A 17202-nucleotide genomic window follows, 5' to 3' on the forward strand; every position below is an offset into this window, starting at 1 on the left:
CCGGCCGCCGAGCACGCCGCCTGTCGCCGTCCGCGTTCAGTGCCGGCCGTTCTCCGCCGGTGTGACGGTCAGCCGGTGCCGGGTGCTGTCGCTGCTGGAGAAGGGCCAGAGCCGGTCGGCGTACTCGACCAGGTCGGCCAGCTGCGCCCGGCTCAGACCCGCCGACGAGATCGAGGCGTGCACGTCGGCCCGGTAGCGGCCGTCGTCGTCGCGCCCCAGCTTCGCCTCGGCGCGCACCTGGACCGTGTGCGCCTCGTCGGTGATCTCCCCGGCCGCCTCCACCGCCGCGTGGTGCAGGCAGGAGGCGAAGGCCGCCGCCAGCAACTGCTCCGGTCTCAGGCCGGTGCAGTGCGCCGCCAGCGGCGACGCGAGCGGCGTGGAAAGCCCGCCGTCATCGGTTCGGACATGGCCACCCTCGGCGGTGGCGGTGGCCTCATGCAGCCAGGAACTCGGACTCGGCATCGCGTTCCTCCCGTCGCTCACCCGCCCGGCTACCCGGCCGGGGGCGGGCGAAACGCTCAGGTCAGCCCCCGTCGACGACCGACAGCGCCTCGGTGGCCTGCGCCGCCGCCCGCTCCGTCCACGGCGACGCCGACGCCGAGGGTGGCCGTTGGGTGGGAATCACCAGCGGCACGTACACCCGGGCGTCCACCACCTCGGCCAGCAGCAGCGCAGCGACCAGACTGGTCGGCCGCTCCTCGGGATCGTCGGCCAGGCAGGAGCGGCACAGCTCGGACACCTCGGACGGGAGCCCGTCTACCTCCGGCAGCGGCTCCGGCGGCCGGGACCGGCGCGCGGCCAGCAGCTCGGCCGGCGTCTGCGCCCGGTACGGCAGGCGACCGGTGAGGCAGTAGTAGAGCAGCACACCGAGGGCGTACATGTCGGCGGCCGGCGTGGCGGGCGCGCCGTCGAGCTGTTCGGGCGCCAGGTACGCCGGGGTGCCGAGCAGCATGCCGTCGGGCATCGGGTCCGCCGTGCCGGTCGGGGTGGCGATGCCGAAGTCGAGGACCTTCACCCCCGCCGGGGTGAGGATGACGTTCGCCGGTTTGACGTCGCGGTGCACGATGCCGCTCGCGTGCGCGGCGGAGAGCGCGGCGGCGACCTCCGCGCAGACCCGCACCGAGATGCGCCAGTCCAGCGGGCCCGCCCGCAGGTGCGCGGCGAGCGTCTCACCCTCGGCCAGCTCCATGACGATGTAGGGGACCCGGCGGCCGGGAAGCGTCGAGGAGGTGCCGAAGTCGTGCACGCTCGCGACGTTCGGATGCACCAGCCGGGCCGCCGAGCGGGCCTCCGTGCGGATCCGGTCCACCGTGTCGTGGTGGCCGTCCGGGCCGGGCGCGATCAGCTTCACCGCGACCGGTCGGTCCAGCACCCGGTCGTGGGCCCGCCACACCTCGGACATCCCGCCGACGCCGATGCGCTGTTCGAGCTGGTACCGCCCGTCCAGCGTCCGCATCGACAACTCCTCGTCCTCGTCCCCGCCCGGTGGTGGAGCCTGGGGATCGCGGTACCCGGGGGTCGAGCTGGGCAAACCGTGGCGGCCGCCGATCAGGCGTACCGCAGCCGGGGTCGCCGCCGGGTGCGGTAGCTTGCGACCCAGGGCCGTACGCACCGAGCGTGTCGGCACCGTCACGCGAGGGAGCTGTGATGGGCGAGGTCACCGTACGCTTCGTCGGCGGTCCCGCGGACGGCCTGGTGCGCGCGGTGCCGGCCGAGCCGGACGGCGGCCCGCCGCAGCGGTGGATCATGCGGCATCCCGGTGGCACCGGCCCGACTCAGCCCGGCCCCGACCACCTCTACGAGCGCGACCAGCCCGACGGCCACGGCGGGTGGAGCATGCGCTTCGTCCGGACCGACGCGTACGGGGTGTCCGAGTGACCACGGTCGGAGGTTGAGCGGTGGCCCGGCGACCCGGCCGCACAGCTGGCACACAGGCGGCGCAGAGGCGCGACCCAGCGGAGGAGTCCACGATGGGTGGCATGGTCATCGAGGGACAGACCGTGCCGGGCCGGATCGAGTTGCGTCGCCCGGACGGCGAACCGGTCCGGGTGCTGGTGGTGGACGACGAGGCGACGTTGACCGATCTGCTCTCGATGGCGCTGCGCTACGAGGGTTGGCAGGTGCGCAGCGCCGGCAACGGCATGGCGGCGTTGAGCGCCGCGCGGCAGTTCCAGCCGGACGCCGTCGTCCTCGACGTCATGCTGCCCGACCTCGACGGCTTCCAGGTGCTGCGCCGGCTGCGCGAGCACGCCCCGACCGTGCCGGTGCTCTTCCTGACCGCCCGGGACGCCGTCGAGGAGCGTATCGCCGGGCTGACCGTGGGCGGCGACGACTACGTGACCAAGCCGTTCAGCCTGGAGGAGGTGATCGCCCGGCTCCGCGCGCTGCTGCGCCGCTCGGGCTTCGCGGTCGCCGCCCACGAGGAGGCGCTGCTGACCGTCGGTGACCTCAGCCTCGACGAGGACAGCCACGAGGTGCGCCGCGCCGGCCAGCTCGTCACGTTGACCGCGACCGAGTTCGAGTTGCTGCGTTATCTGATGCGCAACCCGCGCCGGGTGCTCAGCAAGGCGCAGATCCTCGACCGGGTGTGGAACTACGACTTCGGCGGCCAGGCCAACGTGGTGGAGCTGTACATCTCGTACCTGCGCAAGAAGATCGACGCCGGGCGACCGCCGATGATCCACACGTTGCGCGGCGCGGGCTATGTCCTCAAACCCGCCGACTAGGGCGCTCGCCCGGCTGCGGCGCTGGTGGGCCGGCCGGCCGTTGCGGACCCGGCTGGTGCTCGCCCTGGTCGCGCTGCTCGCCCTGGTCAGCGTCGCGATCGGCGGGCTCACCACGCTGGCCCTGCGGCACGTGCTGGTCGCCCAGGTCGACAGCCAGTTGACGATGGGGGACCGGCCGCGCGACGTGCCGCCGTGGTTCCGCCAGGGCGGCGGCGACCCGCCGCGGCCCGTTCCACGGCCGGGCGTGGCCGCGCCGTCCCCGCCGGAGCCTCCGCGCGGGTTCCCGCCGGGCTCGGTCGCCGTACGCCGCGCCGACGGCGTCACCACGGCGACGCGGAGCACCGCGAGTGGCAGCCTCGCCGACGTGCCCGCCGCCGACGCCGCACGCCTGACCGCGCTGCCCACCGACGGTCGGCCCCGCACGGTCGCCCTCGACGACGGGGACGCCCGGGCGGTGGCCCGGCAACTGCCCAACGGAACGGTGGTCGCGGTGGCGATTCCGCTCAGCGGCGTACAGGACACCGTCTGGGCGCTGGTCGCCGCGCAGGCCGGGGTCGTCGGCCTCGGCCTGCTCCTGGCCGGTGGCGCGGGCGCGCTGATCGTGCGGGCCACGCTGCGACCGCTGAACCGGGTGGCCGCGACCGCCGCCCGGGTCACCGAGCTGCCGCTGGACCGGGGCGAGGTGGCGCTCCCCGTCCGGGTGCCGGCCGCCGACACCGACCCGCGCACCGAGGTCGGCCAGGTGGGCGCGGCGTTGAACCGGATGCTGGGCCACGTCGCCGACGCGCTGGCCGCGCGGCAGGCCAGCGAGACCCGGGTACGTCAGTTCGTCGCCGACGCCAGCCACGAACTGCGCACCCCGCTCGCGGCGATCCGCGGGTACGCCGAGGTGGCCCGGCGGGGCCGCGACGAGGTGCCCGCCGACGTGGCACACGCGCTGCGCCGCGTCGAGTCCGAGAGCACCCGGATGACCAGTCTCGTCGACGACCTGCTGCTGCTGGCCCGGCTCGACGCCGGCCGCCCGCTCGCGGCCGACCCGGTCGACCTGTCCGCCCTCGTCGTCGACGCGGTCAGCGACGCGCACGTCGCCGGCCCCGAGCACCACTGGCGGCTCGACCTGCCCGAGGTGGTCATCCGGGTGCCCGGCGACGCCGCCCGCCTGCACCAGGTGGTGGCGAACCTGCTGGCCAACGCCCGCGTGCACACCCCGCCCGGCACGACGGTCACCACCACCCTCACCGTCGAGGCGGGCACCGCCGTGCTCACCGTCGCCGACGACGGGCCGGGCGTACCGGTCCAGGTGCGACCGGAGATGTTCGAGCGATTCGCCCGGGGCGACAGCTCACGCTCCCGGGCGCACGGCAGCACCGGCCTCGGCCTGGCGATCGTGGCGGCCGTCGTGGAGGCACACCACGGCACGGTCGACGTCGACAGCCGTCCGGGCCGGACGGTGTTCGCCGTCCGCCTGCCGGATCCCACAGCTGACGCATAGGCGGCGCACGGGGTCCCGCCAGTTCGGCCGCCGAGGCTGATGGCGTGGACCAAACAGACATCCTGTCGACGACGCCCGCCGAACCGGTCGGGCCGCCCGACCCGAGCACTCGCCCCGAGGAGCACCCGCCTCCCGAAGGCCGTGCGGCGGCCTGGACCCGGCCGGCTCTGCTGGCCCTGCTCCTGGGCACCGGCCTGCTGTACCTCTGGGGCTTGGGCGCCTCCGGCTGGGCCAACTCGTTCTACGCGGCCGCCGTGCAGGCCGGCTCGGTGAGCGGCAAGGCGTTCTTCTACGGCTCGTCCGACGCGGCCAACTCGATCACCGTGGACAAGACGCCGGCCTCGCTGTGGCTGATGGCCCTGTCGGTGCGGATCTTCGGGTTGAACAGCTGGGCGATGCTCGTCCCGCAGGCGCTGTGCGGGGTCGCCTCCGTCGGCGTGCTGTACGCGAGCGTGAAGCGCTGGTACGGGCCGGTCGCCGGCCTGATCGCCGGAGCGGTCCTGGCCGTCACCCCGGTGGCGACGCTCATGTTCCGCTTCAACAACCCCGACGCCCTGCTCGTGCTCCTGCTGCTCGGCGGCGCGTACGCCACCGTGCGCGCGGTGGAGACGGCCGGCACCCGGTGGATCGTGCTGGCCGGCGTGCTGGTCGGCTTCGGCTTCCTGACCAAGATGCTCCAGGCGTTCCTGCTGGTGCCGGTGTTCGCCGGTGTCTACCTGCTGGCCGCCCCGACCGGGCTGTGGCGGCGGGTGTGGCAACTCCTGCTGGCCGGCCTCGCGGTGGTGGTGTCCGCCGGCTGGTGGGTGGCCGTCGTCGAACTCGTACCGGCCAGCGCGCGTCCGTACGTGGGCGGGTCGCAGCACAACAGCATCCTGGAGCTGACCCTCGGCTACAACGGGCTCGGCCGGATCACCGGCGACGAGGTGGGCAGCGTCGGCGGCGTCGCCGGGCGGATGGGCGGTGGTGGTGGGCCGTTCTCGGGGCGGACGGGCCTGCTGCGGATGTTCGACGGCGAGGTCGGCGGCCAGATCTCCTGGCTGCTGCCGGCCGCGTTGATCCTGCTGGTCGCGGGCCTGCTGGTGGCCGGTCGGGCCGCCCGTACCGACCGCACCCGGGCCGGTCTGCTGCTGTGGGGCGGCTGGCTGCTGGTCACCGGACTGATCTTCAGCTTCATGTCCGGGATCTTCCACGCCTATTACACCGTGGCGCTCGCGCCGGCCGTCGGCGCGCTGGTCGGCATCGGTGTCACCCTGCTCTGGCGGCAGCGCCGACCGCGGCCCGCCCCGGCCGCCGGGGCGCACGAGGAGCCGGTGGTGGTGTCCCGGTGGCAACGGTGGCGTCCGCTGGCCGCCACGGCGACGCTCGCCGCCACCCTCGCGATCACCGTCTGGTGGGCGTGGACGCTGCTCGGGCGCAGCCCCGACTGGTACCCGTGGCTGCGTTGGGCGGTCCTGGTCGCCGGTCTGCTCGGCGCGGCCCTGCTCCTGTCGACCGTCCGACTGCCCCGGTGGCTGGGGGCCGTGGCACTGGGCGTCGGTGCGGCGGCGGCCCTCGCGGGGCCGGCGGCGTACGCGGCGCAGACCGCCGCGACCCCGCACACCGGCTCGATCCCGAGCGCCGGCCCGGCGGTGGCGGGCGGCTTCGGCCGAGGTGGCTTCCCCGGCGGACGACCGCCCGGCGGGATGGCGTTTCCCGGTGGCGGGCAGTTCCCCGGCGACGGCCGCAACGGCGCTCAGCCGCCCTGCGGCGACGGCCGCGACGGCAACCAGGACGGCGGACGGTCCCCGGGCTTCCCTGGTGGCGGGCAGGTCCCGGGTGCTCGCGGTGGCGGGCAGGCGCCGGGCTTCCCGGGTGGCGGTCAACTACCCGGCTTCCCCGGTGGTGGCCGGGAGGGCGGCGGGATGGGCGGGCTGCTCGACGCCCGCGAGCCCAGCGCCGCGCTGCGCGAGCTGTTGAAGCGCGACAGCGACGACTACACCTGGGTGGCGGCCACCATCGGCTCGAACAACGCCTCCGGCTATCAGCTCGCCACCGGCGACCCGGTGATGCCGATCGGCGGGTTCAACGGCAGCGACCCGTCACCGACTCTCGCGCAGTTCCAGCGCTACGTCGCCGAGCGCAAGATCCACTACTTCGTGGGTGGCGGTGGCTTCCGTGCCAACGGTGGCAGCTCGGCCTCGCAGGAGATCTCCACCTGGGTCGCGGAGACCTTCCCGACGCAGACCGTGGACGGGGTCACCGTCTACGACCTGAGCACCGGCGCGGACGAGTCGTGACCGCGCTCAGCGGTCCGCGTGCCGCCGTCCGGACCCGGTCCACCACCACCGGGGCGGTGCTGGACGTGGTGATCCCCGTCCACAACGAGGAGATCGACCTCGGGCCGTGCGTACGCCGACTGCACGCGCACCTCACCGAGCACTTCCCGTACCCGTTCCGGATCACCGTCGCCGACAACGCCAGCGTGGACGGCACCCTGGCGGTCGCCAACGGGCTCTGCGGTGAACTCCCGGGCGTCGAGGTGCTGCACCTGGACGCCAAGGGGCGGGGGCGGGCGTTGTCCGCCGCGTGGTCGGCGTCGTCCGCGCCGGTGCTGGCGTACATGGACGTGGACCTGTCCACCGATCTCGCGGCGCTGCTGCCGCTGGTCGCGCCGCTCATCTCCGGCCACTCCGACCTGGCGATCGGCACCCGGCTGGCGCGTACGTCCCGGGTGGTGCGCGGCGCCAAACGGGAGGTCATCTCCCGGGCCTACAACCTGCTGCTGCGCGGCGCGCTGTTCGCGCGGTTCTCCGACGCGCAGTGCGGGTTCAAGGCGATCCGCGCGGACGTGGCCGCTGAGCTGCTGCCCCTCGTGCGGGACACCGGCTGGTTCTTCGACACCGAGCTACTGGTGCTGGCCCAGCGCGCCGGGCTGCGCATCCACGAGGTGCCGGTGGACTGGGTCGACGACCCGGACAGCCGCGTCGACATCGTCGCCACCGCCCTAGCCGACCTGCGGGGGATCGGCCGGCTCGGGCGGGCCCTGCTGACCGGTGCGCTGCCGGTGGCCGAGCTGCGCGCGCAGCTCGGTCGGGCACCGCTGGCCGCGCCACCCGCGCAGGTCCCGGTCGGGCTGCCCGGGCAGCTGGTCCGGTTCGCCGCCGTCGGGGTGGCCAGCACGCTGGCGTACCTGCTGCTGTTCGTGGCCACCCGGGGCGCGCTCGGCGCGCAGCCGGCGAACCTGCTGGCGCTGTTCCTGACGGCGGTGGCGAACACGGCCGCGAACCGCCGGCTGACGTTCGGGATCACCGGTAGCCGGCATGTCGGTCGGCACCACGCGCAGGGGCTGCTGGCGTTCGGCCTCGGCCTGGCGTTGACCAGTGGGGCGCTGGCGGTGCTGCACGCGGCCGTCGCCGCACCCGCCCGGTCGGTGGAGCTGGCCGTGCTGGTGGTCGCGAACCTGGTCGCCACCGTGCTGCGCTTCGTGCTGCTGCGCCTGGGCATGCACCACCGGCGCAGCTAGGCCGGTCAGCCGGTCAGGATCTGCGCGAGGACCTCGACGACACGGCGGCTGTGCCACCCGTCGGGGTCCTCGTCCGGGTTCAGGTCGGTCACGCTCATCCCGAGCAGCCGGTCGGCGCGGGCCAACGGCGTGACCAGGGCGACGAGGTCCGCCCACCGTGGGCCGTCCGGCTCCGGGTAGGTCACCGCCGGCAGGTCCCGTGGGTCCACCACGTCCAGATCGAGGTGCAGCCAGGCCGGCCCGTCGCCGTCGGCGGCCAGGCCCGCCCCGACCACCCCGGCACCGGCACGGAGCAGGTCGGGGGCGGGCACCTGGTGGATCGCCGGGTCGATCCGGGCCGCCTCGACGCGACTGTCGTCGTCGGTGGGCGGGCGGTGGCCGAGCAGGTGCACCCGGGCGGGGTCGAGCAGCGCGTCGTCGACCCCGATCGCGGCGGCCGGGCCGTGCCCGGTGATCACCGACAGGTCCATGTCGGCGGCCTCACCGGTCGGCGACGTCGCGCCGTCGAGGAAGTCGGGATGCGCGTCGACGAACCACAGCTCGGTCGAGCGGGGCAGCGCGCGGCAGATGCCGGGCAGGATCGCGCAGTCGCCGCCGAGCACCAGCGGCCGGTGACCGTCCGCGATCAGCCCGCCGATCCGGGCGCTGATCGCGGCGCCCGCCCGGACGAGGCCGGCGGCGTCGATCACCCCGCTCGCCGGCTCCCGGTGCGGGTCCCGCAGCCGGGCCTCGTCGATCTGCCCGTCGTCGTCGGCGGCCAGGGCGTCCAGCAGGCCGGCCCGGCGCAGGGCGGCCGGCGCCCGCTCCTCGCCGCGCCGGGCGCCGGAGGAATCCAGCGGCGCGTCCACGACCATCCAGCGCACGCTTCGCAGCCTACCGACGCGAACCGCTTCCTGTGGCCGGGCTGGGAGTCCTCGGATGTGGGCGCGGTGGCACGGACGGGCAGCGTACGGTGTTGGACAAGTCCGGCTTTCTGGGTTAAAAGCCTCATCGCTGTCGCCCTGGGACGCCGGTGTCGAGACGGGCGAGGGGAAGGAGCGGTCGGTGATCCATCTGGCCTACCTGGACGCGGGATCGGGCAGCCTGATCGTGCAGGCCGTCGTCGGCGGGGTGGCCGGCGTCGCGGTCGCCGCCAAGCTCTACTGGCGGCGGCTCATCGACCGGTTCCGTCGGCAACCCACCGACCAGCGGTAGCGGTCGCGGCGACCATGACGAGCACACCCACCGGGGTACGCCCCGAGCCCGCCTCCTTCCGCGACCCCGCCAACCGGGTCTTCCACGTCGGCGACGAGGTGCTGCGCGGGCTCGACGCCCAGGCCGCCGCGCACTGGCGCACCCTCGCGGCCAGCCCGTTCTTCCCCACGCTCGTCTCGGCGGGCAAGGTCTGCGCCACCGAGGACGCTCCGGCGACCCTCGCGCCCGCCGACGCCGGCTGGGCGGCGGTGCTGCGTCACGAACGCATCCCGTTCGTCTCCCACCCGTACGAGTGGTCCTTCGCCATGCTGCGTGACGCCGCGCTGCTGCACCTGGAGATCCTGCGTACCGCCCTCGCCGACGGCTTCACCACCAAGGACGGCTCCGCCTACAACCTCCAGTGGCGCGGCGCGAAGCCCGTCTTCATCGACATCGGCTCCTTCGAGCCGGTCCGCGACGGCGAACCATGGGCCGGCTACCGCCAGTTCTGCCAGACCCTGCTCTACCCGCTGCTGCTCACCGCGCACCTGGGCGTGGACTTCCAACCCTGGCTGCGCGCCCAGGTGGACGGCATCGAGGCGGAGCAGCTGCGCCCCCTCTTCGGCGGAGCCCGCCGGCTGCGCCCCGGCGTCCTGACCCACCTGCACCTGCATGGCGCCATGCAGCAGCGCAACGCCGCCGCCAGCACCACCGACGTCCGGGCCCAGCTCCGGGCCGCCGGTTACTCGCGCCAGTTGCAGGCGGCCACCGTACGCGGCATCGAGAAGCTGGTCCGCCGCCTGGAACACCGCCCCTCCGGCAGCCACTGGTCGGACTACCAGCGCACCTGCGGCTACTCGGCCCGCGACCGGGTGGCCAAGGAGCAGTTCGTGGTCGCCGCCGTGGCCGCCGCCGGTCGTCCCCGCCTGGTGCTCGACCTCGGGGCCAACGACGGCCGGTACTCCCGACTGGCCGCCGGGCACGCCGACTACGTGGTCGCCGTCGAGCAGGACCCGGCGGTGGTCGACGAGCTGTACCGGGCGCTGCGCTCCGAGGGGCAGCAACGGATCCTGCCGCTGGTGGTCGACCTGGCCGACCCGTCCCCGGGCGGCGGCTGGCGTGGCGTCGAGCGCGCCGGCTTCGCGCAGCGGGCGTCGGCGGACGTCGTGCTCGCCCTGGCCCTCGCGCACCACCTGGCGATCGGCCGCAACGTGCCGCTGCCGGAGGTCGTCGACTGGCTGACCGGGCTGACCGCGCCCGGCGGGGCCGTGGTGGTGGAGTTCGTCCACCCGGACGACCCGATGGCCGCCCGGCTGCTGGCCAACAAGCCCGACGGGCTCTTCCCCGACTACCGGCGGGACACCTTCGAGCGGCTCCTCGCCGCCCGGGGCCGGGTCACCGACCGGCTGGAACTGCCCTCGGGCACCCGCACGCTCTACCGGACGGTGATGGGTGGCTGACCCGCCCGCCGAGTCCCCACCCGAACGCGGACGGTGGGAGCGGGGCTGGCGTGGCGAGCTGGGCCGGCTGCTGGAGATCGTCGCGCTGGTCGGGCTGGTCGTCACCCAGCCGCTGCTGGACGTGCTCGGCCGCAGCCCCGACTTCTTCCTGTTCCACCGCGCCGACACCGGCCAGATCCTGCTGCTGGTCGCGCTGGTGGCGCTCGTACCCAGCGGGGCCGTGGCGGCGCTGGGCGCGCTCAGTCGACTGGCCGGCCGGACCGCCCGCGCGCTCACCCACACCCTGCTGGTCGGCCTGCTGGTCGCCGCCCTCGCCGTGCAGGTGGGCCGGCACGCGACGACGCTTCGGGGCGTACCCCTGCTGGCTCTTGCCGGTCTGGCCGGTGCGGCCGGTGCGGCGGCGCACCGGCGGTGGCGGGCCCCGGGCCGCGCGCTGCGACTGGCCGCCGCCGGGCCGGTGGCGTTCGTGGCGCTGTTCCTGTTCGTGTCGCCGACCTCGGCGGTCGTGCTGCCGCGCGGCGACGGCGGCGCGGTCGGCACCGCGCAGGGCACGGCCGTGCACCCGCCGGTGGTCATGCTGATCCTCGACGAGCTGCCGCTGGTCAGCCTGCTCGGCGGCGACGGCCGGATCGACGCCGCCCGGTTCCCGCACTTCGCCGAGCTGGCCGGGGCCTCGACCTGGTACCGCAACGCCACCGGGGTCAGCGGCTGGACGCCCAACGCGCTGCCGGCGATGCTCACCGGCCGCTACCCGGCGCGGTCGGTCGCGCCGCACTACTCGCAGTACCCGGACAACCTCTTCACCGCCTTCGGCGGCCTGTACGACATCGAGGCCGAGGAGAGCATCACCCGGCTCTGCCCACCCAGCCGCTGCGAACAGCCGGTCGCCCCCGAACAGGGCCTCGGCGTGCTGGTGCAGGAGACCGGCAAGCTGCTCGGCCGGATCGCCGGGCCGACGGAGAGCGCCGTCGACCCGGAGGACTCGTACCGGGAGCGGACGCGCGCCGAGGCCGGTCTGGACGCCGCCGAGCCGGTGCCGGCCGACCCCAAGTTCCGCTGGGACAGCCTCGACGACAACCAGCCCGCCCGTTTCACCAGCTTCCTGGCCGGGCTGAAGCCGCAGCCCCGGCCCGCCCTGCACTTCCTGCACCTGCTGATGCCGCACTCCCCGTGGGCGTACCTGCCGTCGGGCGCCCGGTACGACGCCCCCGAGGACCTGCCCAACGACGGCGCCGGTTGGATCGACCTGGCCCGTCAACGTCACCTCGCCCAACTCGGCTACACCGACCGGCTGATCGGCGAGACGCTGCGTACGCTGCGCGCCAGCGGCCTCTACGACCAGGCCCTCGTCGTCGTCACCGCCGACCACGGGGTGAGCTTCACGCCGGGCGCGCAGGGCCGGGGGATGGACGCCATCAGGGCCGCCGCCGACGAGGTCGCCTGGGTGCCGATGTTCGTCAAGGAACCGCGCCAGCAGACCGGCCGGGTGGACGACCGCAACTGGGAACACGTGGACCTGCTGCCCACCGTCGCCGACGAGGCGGGCATCCGCCTGCCCTGGCGGGTCGACGGCCGCTCTGCCCGCGAGGCCCCGCGCACCGACGGCACCAAACACTTCTACGACACCCCCGGCCAGGCGGTCACCTTCCCCGGCGGGGTGCCCACCCCACCGCCGCTGCCGACACCGCACCCGCTGGTCGGCACCGAGGTAGGCGCCGGCCCCAGCGGCGGCAGCGCCCGCGTCGCCGACCTCGCCGCGTTCCGGACCACCGACCCGGACACCGGCACCCTCCCGGCGCTCGTCTGGGGTGACGTGCCCGCCGCCGTGCCGGACGGCACGCTGCTGGCCGTCGCCGTCAACGGCCGGGTCGGCGCGGTCGTCCCGGTGGTGCCGACCGACCCGGGCGGGCGTCGCTTCGCCGCGCTGCTCACCGACGACCGGCTGTTCCACGCCGGCACCAACCAGCTCGACGTCTACCAGATCGCGGCGACAGGTACGCTGCGCCGCCTGACGCTGTCCTGAGCGGGCTGTCCGTCGGACTGGGAGTTTGCGGCTTTCGTGGGCTTCCCGCCTGCCGGGATTGCGGGTTTCCCGGCCTGCTGGTCGGGAATCGGGTGACGCATACCTCACCGCCGAACCACGGCGGGCAGTGTCCCCCGAGCCGCAATTACGGTAGAAGCGAAGGCAATTCAACGTAGATCTGCCGGCGAAGCGAGGAACCACATGACGGAAGTCAAGCTCGACCACCCCGGCGGGCAGCTGTCGATGCCGGTGCATTCCGCGGTCGAAGGCCCCGCTGGCATCGGGGTGAGCAAGCTGTTGAAGGAAACCGGGATGACCACGTACGACCCGGGTTTCGTCAACACCGCCGCTGCCTCATCCGCGATCACCTACATCGACGGCGACGCGGGGATCCTGCGTTACCGGGGGTACCCGATCGAGCAGCTGGCCGAGAAGTCCTCCTTCCTGGAGGTCTCGTACCTGCTCATCTACGGTGAGCTGCCCACCGAGCAGCAGCTGACCGAGTTCACCGAGTGGATCCGGCGGCACTCGCTGCTGCACGAGGAGATGCGTCGCTTCTTCGACGGCTTCCCCCGGGACGCCCACCCGATGGCGGTGCTGTCGTCCGCAGTGAGCGCGCTGTCGACCTTCTACCAGGACAGCCTGGACCCGTTCGACTCCGAGCACGTGGAGATCTCCACGGTCCGGCTGATGGCGAAGGTCCCGACCATCGCCTCGTACGCGTACAAGAAGTCCATCGGGCAGCCGCTGCTCTACCCGGACAACTCTCTCGGGTACGTGGACAACCTGCTGCGCATGACGTTCGGCGTGCCTGCGGAGCCGTACGAGGTCGACCCGGTCATGTCGAAGGTGCTGGACATGCTCTTCGTCCTGCACGCCGACCACGAGCAGAACTGCTCCACGTCGACCGTCCGGCTGGTCGGCTCCAGCAACGCCAACCTGTTCGCCTCCGTCTCGGCGGGTGTGAACGCGCTGTTCGGCCCGCTGCACGGTGGCGCCAACCAGGCGGTGCTGGAGATGCTCCAGCAGATCCACTCCGGTGGCGACGACGTCCGGTCCTTCGTCCGCAAGGTCAAGGCCAAGGAGGACGGCGTCAAGCTGATGGGCTTCGGCCACCGGGTCTACAAGAACTACGACCCGCGGGCGGCGATCGTCAAGAAGGCCGCGCAGGACGTGCTGGGCCGGATGGCCAAGCCGGACCCGCTGCTGGACATCGCCATGGAGCTGGAGGAGATCGCCCTCGCCGACGACTTCTTCGTCTCCCGGCGGCTCTACCCGAACGTGGACTTCTACACCGGCCTGATCTACAAGGCCATGGGCTTCCCCACGAAGATGTTCACGGTGCTGTTCGCGCTCGGCCGGCTCCCCGGCTGGATCGCCCAGTGGCGCGAGATGATCAGCGACCCGGAGACCAAGATCGGCCGTCCGCGGCAGGTCTACGTCGGTGCCGCCGAGCGGGACTACGTCCCCTTCAACGAGCGCTGACCTCCGCTCCTCGCGCAACCCGAACGAGCACGACCGCAGGCCGTCGACCCTTATCCGGGTCGGCGGCCTGCGCCGTGTACGCCGTGTGCGGTCGGCCTTGATCGACTCGGCTTCCGTGAAACCGGGCTGTTACCGTCCCCAGGACGGCCCGGTTTCCGTGAAGTCGAGTCGACCATGTGCCGGCCCGGCGGCCCGGCGGCAGCGCAGCCGCGGCAGCGGCGAGGCGATGGCCGGGTGGTGCCGGCCCCGGCTGTCTCTTTCGGTTCCTGTCGAGCTGCCCCAGATATGGGGCGCAGGCGTGGTGGCTGTGCCGGTACGCCTGTGCCGGGGCGCCTGTGCCGGGGCGCCTGTGCCGGTACGCCTGTGCCGGTACGCCTGTGCCGGTACGCCTGCGCCGGTACGCCTGCGCCGGTACGCCCGCGCCGGCACGCCCGCGCCGGTACGCCCGCGCCGGTACGCCCGCGCCCCTGCCCCGCTCTTGCTGCCGCGCCGTCGCTTGACCCTGACGGCCGGTCGCGCCGCGATCGCCAATGATCGACTCCAGTTCGCCGATACCGCGGTATCCAGCTCAGCGGGACCCCCCGATATTGGCGAAGCGGAGTGGATCAAAGGGTTTCCGGTCCGCTTGGGGACTCCCGACCTTGCGACAGGGATGACCGTCGTGGCCAAGCCTCTGACGGCCGCCGCCCGCCGCCGCCCGCCGCTGCCGGCCGCCCGCCTGGCGACCGCGTCAGGTCTGGCGGCGGACTCACGGGAGTCGCCCCACATCTGGGGCAGGTCGACAGGAGCCGAATCAGACAGCCGGGGTCGAGACCCGAGCGCCGCTCCGCTGTCCGGCCGGGGCCGGTGCAGCGGTCGGCGCACCTGGGGCTCAGAAGGCGGAGATGTCGCGGGCTCGCTCGCTGCGGCTGAGCGCGCCGATCAGCGCGGACTGACCGTGGCGGCGGACGGCCAGGCGGACCAGCAGGTCGCGGACCGGGTCGAAGACCTCCGCCGGGAATTCCGGCGTGGGCACGCCGACGCTGACCGCCAGGTCGTCGGAGTGCACCACGATCTCCAACTGGCGGGTGAGCAGGAAGTCGGCGCGGCGCAGGGCCCAGCCCTGCCACGGGATGGGTACGACGTCCTGGGCCGCACCACGCCCGAGCAGGTCGCCCGCCTCCTTCAGCGCGTTGGCGGACGTGGTGTGCAGGTCTTCCGGACCTCGGGCCGCGTCCTCTTCGTCGTTGCTCGCGGCGACCGAGGCCGCGTCCGGGGTGCCCTCGCTGACCCAGGCGGCCCGCTCGTAGTGGTTGTCGGCCGACTCCAGGACCGGCAGGTCACTCGGCGTCGGCAGCAACTCCGCCGCACGGACCGCCTGCCGTCCGAGGTGGCACGCGAGGCCGCCGACGGACAGGTGCGGCAGGGCGCTCGGGCGCGACCACTGCTCCGACACCTCGGGGCGGCGGATCAGGTCCAGCGCGATCGAGGCGGCGACCGGAAAGGCGGAATCCAGGGCGTCAACGGAACGGAACATCCGCACATTCTGGCAGGACCGGCCGACAGGCTCCGGGCGACGGGGCCCGCCCCGACGGGCACCACACCCGCCGCGCCCAGCGTGATCGACTCGGTTTTCAGGAAGTCGGGGCGTCCCCGGCACTGGGACACCCCGACTTCAAGGAAGCCGAGTCGATCAGGGAGTGCGGAGGCGGGTCAGCGCAGGCCGGCGGCGGCGAGCAGGTTGCCCTCGGGCAGCGCCGGCAGGGCCGGGCCCTGGGACATGCGCTGTTCGGCGCGCTCGGTCGTGAACGCGGCGTCGGTGGCGATCGCCGCGCCGTAGCTGGCGGCGGTGCGCTGGGCGATCGAGGTCCAGCCGTACTGCTCGGTGACCATCCGACGGGCACGCCGGGCCATGGCGCGGGCGCGTTCGCGGTCGGACAGCAGCGCGTCGACGGCGTCGGCGAGGCTGTCCGGGTCGTGCGGGCGGAACGTCATCCCGGTCGCTCCCGGCTCGACGATCTCGGCGAGGCCACCGGTGGCGGCGACGGCCAGAGGCGCTCCGGCGGCGGCCCCTTCGAGGGCGACCATGCCGAACGGCTCGTAGATGCTCGGCACGGCGAAGCAGTCCGACGCGGCCATCAGCGCCGGCAGGTCGGTGCCGCCCAGGAAGCCCGGCATGGTGACCATGCCGCCCAGGCCACGGCGGTGCACCTCGGCCTCCAGTTCGGCGCGGTACGGGCCGTCACCGGCGATCACGGCACGCAGCCCGGGGTGCCGCTCGCGGAGCCGGGGGAGGGCGGCGACGAGGTGCTGCACGCCCTTCTCGTACACCAGGCGGCCGGCGAAGGTGACCAGCGGGCCGTCCCCGGCGAACCGGGCGCGCGCCGCGGCCACGTCGCGTGCCGGCACCGTCCAGCGGTACGACTCGACGCCGTTGGCGACCACGTCGACCCGGCTGGCCGGTACGTCGAAGAGGGCGTTGACCTCGTCGCGCATGTAGCCGGAGCAGACGATGATCCGATTGGACTCGCTGGCGAGCCACTGCTCGACGCCGTGGATGGTGCGGTTCATCTCCTCGGGCAGCCAGCCCTGGTGCCGCCCCGCCTCGGTGGCGTGGATCGTGCTGACGAGGGGGATGTCCAGGTGGTCGCGCAGCGTCATCGCGGTGTGCGCGACGAGCCAGTCGTGGGCGTGGATGACGTCGTACGCGCCGGCCTGGGTGGCGCGCAGGGCGGTGCGGGTGAGGGTGTGGTTGAACGCCATCGTCCACGCCAGCAGTGAGCCGGTGGCCAGGGGGAACGCGACGGGGTCTTCGGGGGCGCGCAGGATGCGCACGCCGTCGGCGTACTCCTCAAGGGGTGCGCCCTCGGCGTGCCGGGTGACGACGGTGACCTCGTGCCCGGCGGCGGCCAGGGCCACGGACAGGGCGTGGACGTGGCGGCCGAGGCCACCGACGAGCACCGGCGGGTACTCCCACGACAGCATGAGGATGCGACGGGTCTGCGGCGGCACACCGGGTTCGCGCTGCGCGGGCACGGCGGAGCCGGGCTGCGCGGACGGACCGGGCGGGGTCGAAGGCTGGGGCCGGGAGGTCACGGTGGGTCGGTGGGTCCGGTCCTTGGTGGCAGCGAGCTGCTCGTCGACCCGCAGGGTCGTCACATCTGTCTCCGTCCAGGCATGGTGGGGCGCGCCGGCGTCAGTGGCGGCGGAGAGGGTGGAAAAAGGGTGGCCGAGGGCCGAGCGGGGCGCGCGGGTGTGCGTGTCCCCCGACAAGCAAAGGCCATCGGGCGCGGGTTCGCATCTCGAAATCGGCCATGGTGACGGAAGACACCTGAGGGTGTAGCGCACATCAGACGGGTGGA

14 protein-coding genes are annotated in these 17202 nt (G+C 73.9%); 9 read left to right on the plus strand and 5 right to left on the minus strand.

Annotation, left to right across the window (positions count from 1 at the left end; translation table 11 throughout):
- Positions 1-36: 36 nt before the first annotated feature.
- Both ACN269_RS02100 and ACN269_RS02105 read right to left on the minus strand, forming a co-directional pair.
- Positions 37-462, minus strand: coding sequence for an OsmC family protein (locus ACN269_RS02100; protein WP_421470731.1), 426 nt, complete (start codon positions 460-462; stop codon positions 37-39).
- Positions 463-523: 61 nt separating this feature from the next.
- Positions 524-1456, minus strand: coding sequence for a serine/threonine-protein kinase (locus ACN269_RS02105; RefSeq protein ID WP_421476166.1), 933 nt, complete (start codon positions 1454-1456; stop codon positions 524-526).
- A 191-nt stretch (positions 1457-1647) separates the two neighbouring features.
- Between ACN269_RS02105 and ACN269_RS02110 the strand changes: the two genes are divergently transcribed.
- From ACN269_RS02110 to ACN269_RS02130, 5 genes are all read left to right on the plus strand, one after another.
- Positions 1648-1878 carry a hypothetical protein gene (locus ACN269_RS02110; protein WP_421470732.1) on the plus strand — a complete coding sequence of 77 codons (231 nt, stop codon included), beginning with the start codon at positions 1648-1650 and terminating at the stop codon, positions 1876-1878.
- Positions 1879-1979: 101 nt separating this feature from the next.
- The gene (locus tag ACN269_RS02115) at positions 1980-2726 is read left to right on the plus strand and encodes a response regulator transcription factor (RefSeq protein ID WP_421470733.1); all 747 of its coding nucleotides are present in this window, start codon (positions 1980-1982) and stop codon (positions 2724-2726) included.
- Positions 2704-4218, plus strand: coding sequence for a sensor histidine kinase (locus ACN269_RS02120; protein ID WP_421470734.1), 1515 nt, complete (start codon positions 2704-2706; stop codon positions 4216-4218). Before ACN269_RS02115 ends, ACN269_RS02120 begins: the two co-directional genes overlap by 23 nt.
- A 44-nt stretch (positions 4219-4262) precedes the next feature.
- A complete protein-coding gene (locus ACN269_RS02125) occupies positions 4263-6494 on the plus strand; it encodes an ArnT family glycosyltransferase (protein ID WP_421470735.1) in 2232 nt (743 codons plus the stop codon).
- Positions 6491-7720 carry a glycosyltransferase gene (locus tag ACN269_RS02130; RefSeq protein WP_421470736.1) on the plus strand — a complete coding sequence of 410 codons (1230 nt, stop codon included), beginning with the start codon at positions 6491-6493 and terminating at the stop codon, positions 7718-7720. Before ACN269_RS02125 ends, ACN269_RS02130 begins: the two co-directional genes overlap by 4 nt.
- A gap of 5 nt (positions 7721-7725) precedes the next feature.
- On the opposite strand, the gene ACN269_RS02135 is transcribed toward ACN269_RS02130, so the two are convergent.
- Positions 7726-8574, minus strand: a complete 849-nt coding sequence (locus tag ACN269_RS02135) for an arginase family protein (RefSeq protein ID WP_421476168.1) — start codon at positions 8572-8574, stop codon at positions 7726-7728.
- A 190-nt stretch (positions 8575-8764) separates the two neighbouring features.
- Here ACN269_RS02135 and ACN269_RS02140 point away from each other — a divergent pair, with 190 nt between their 5' ends.
- From ACN269_RS02140 to ACN269_RS02155, 4 genes are all read left to right on the plus strand, one after another.
- Positions 8765-8914, plus strand: coding sequence for a hypothetical protein (locus ACN269_RS02140; RefSeq protein WP_421470737.1), 150 nt, complete (start codon positions 8765-8767; stop codon positions 8912-8914).
- A gap of 14 nt (positions 8915-8928) precedes the next feature.
- On the plus strand, positions 8929-10353 hold the full coding sequence (locus ACN269_RS02145) for a class I SAM-dependent methyltransferase (RefSeq protein ID WP_421470738.1): 1425 nt from the start codon (positions 8929-8931) through the stop codon (positions 10351-10353).
- On the plus strand, positions 10346-12376 hold the full coding sequence (locus ACN269_RS02150; protein ID WP_421470739.1) for a sulfatase-like hydrolase/transferase: 2031 nt from the start codon (positions 10346-10348) through the stop codon (positions 12374-12376). Before ACN269_RS02145 ends, ACN269_RS02150 begins: the two co-directional genes overlap by 8 nt.
- Positions 12377-12577: 201 nt before the next feature.
- A complete protein-coding gene (locus ACN269_RS02155) occupies positions 12578-13861 on the plus strand; it encodes a citrate synthase (protein ID WP_421470740.1) in 1284 nt (427 codons plus the stop codon).
- Positions 13862-14732: 871 nt separating this feature from the next.
- Here the strand turns inward: ACN269_RS02155 and ACN269_RS02160 are convergent.
- Together ACN269_RS02160 and ACN269_RS02165 are read right to left on the minus strand one after the other, a co-directional pair.
- The gene (locus ACN269_RS02160) at positions 14733-15377 is read right to left on the minus strand and encodes a maleylpyruvate isomerase N-terminal domain-containing protein (protein WP_421470741.1); all 645 of its coding nucleotides are present in this window, start codon (positions 15375-15377) and stop codon (positions 14733-14735) included.
- A gap of 176 nt (positions 15378-15553) precedes the next feature.
- Positions 15554-16999, minus strand: coding sequence for a glycosyltransferase family 4 protein (locus ACN269_RS02165; protein ID WP_421470742.1), 1446 nt, complete (start codon positions 16997-16999; stop codon positions 15554-15556).
- Positions 17000-17202 lie beyond the last annotated feature (203 nt).

Source organism: Micromonospora sp. WMMD736, from assembly GCF_049179015.1.
Taxonomy (GTDB): Bacteria; Actinomycetota; Actinomycetes; order Mycobacteriales; family Micromonosporaceae; genus Micromonospora.

Bases quoted from the DNA above. Each gene is read 5' to 3' on its own strand.
- ACN269_RS02135 (WP_421476168.1), bottom strand. From the start codon at position 8,574: ATGGTCGTGGACGCGCCGCTGGATTCCTCCGGCGCCCGGCGCGGCGAG.
- ACN269_RS02115 (WP_421470733.1), top strand. From the start codon at position 1,980: ATGGTCATCGAGGGACAGACCGTGCCGGGCCGGATCGAGTTGCGTCGC.
- ACN269_RS02105 (WP_421476166.1), bottom strand. From the start codon at position 1,456: ATGCGGACGCTGGACGGGCGGTACCAGCTCGAACAGCGCATCGGCGTC.
- ACN269_RS02100 (WP_421470731.1), bottom strand. From the start codon at position 462: ATGCCGAGTCCGAGTTCCTGGCTGCATGAGGCCACCGCCACCGCCGAG.
- ACN269_RS02110 (WP_421470732.1), top strand. From the start codon at position 1,648: ATGGGCGAGGTCACCGTACGCTTCGTCGGCGGTCCCGCGGACGGCCTG.
- ACN269_RS02145 (WP_421470738.1), top strand. From the start codon at position 8,929: ATGACGAGCACACCCACCGGGGTACGCCCCGAGCCCGCCTCCTTCCGC.
- ACN269_RS02155 (WP_421470740.1), top strand. From the start codon at position 12,578: ATGACGGAAGTCAAGCTCGACCACCCCGGCGGGCAGCTGTCGATGCCG.
- ACN269_RS02160 (WP_421470741.1), bottom strand. From the start codon at position 15,377: ATGTTCCGTTCCGTTGACGCCCTGGATTCCGCCTTTCCGGTCGCCGCC.
- ACN269_RS02120 (WP_421470734.1), top strand. From the start codon at position 2,704: ATGTCCTCAAACCCGCCGACTAGGGCGCTCGCCCGGCTGCGGCGCTGG.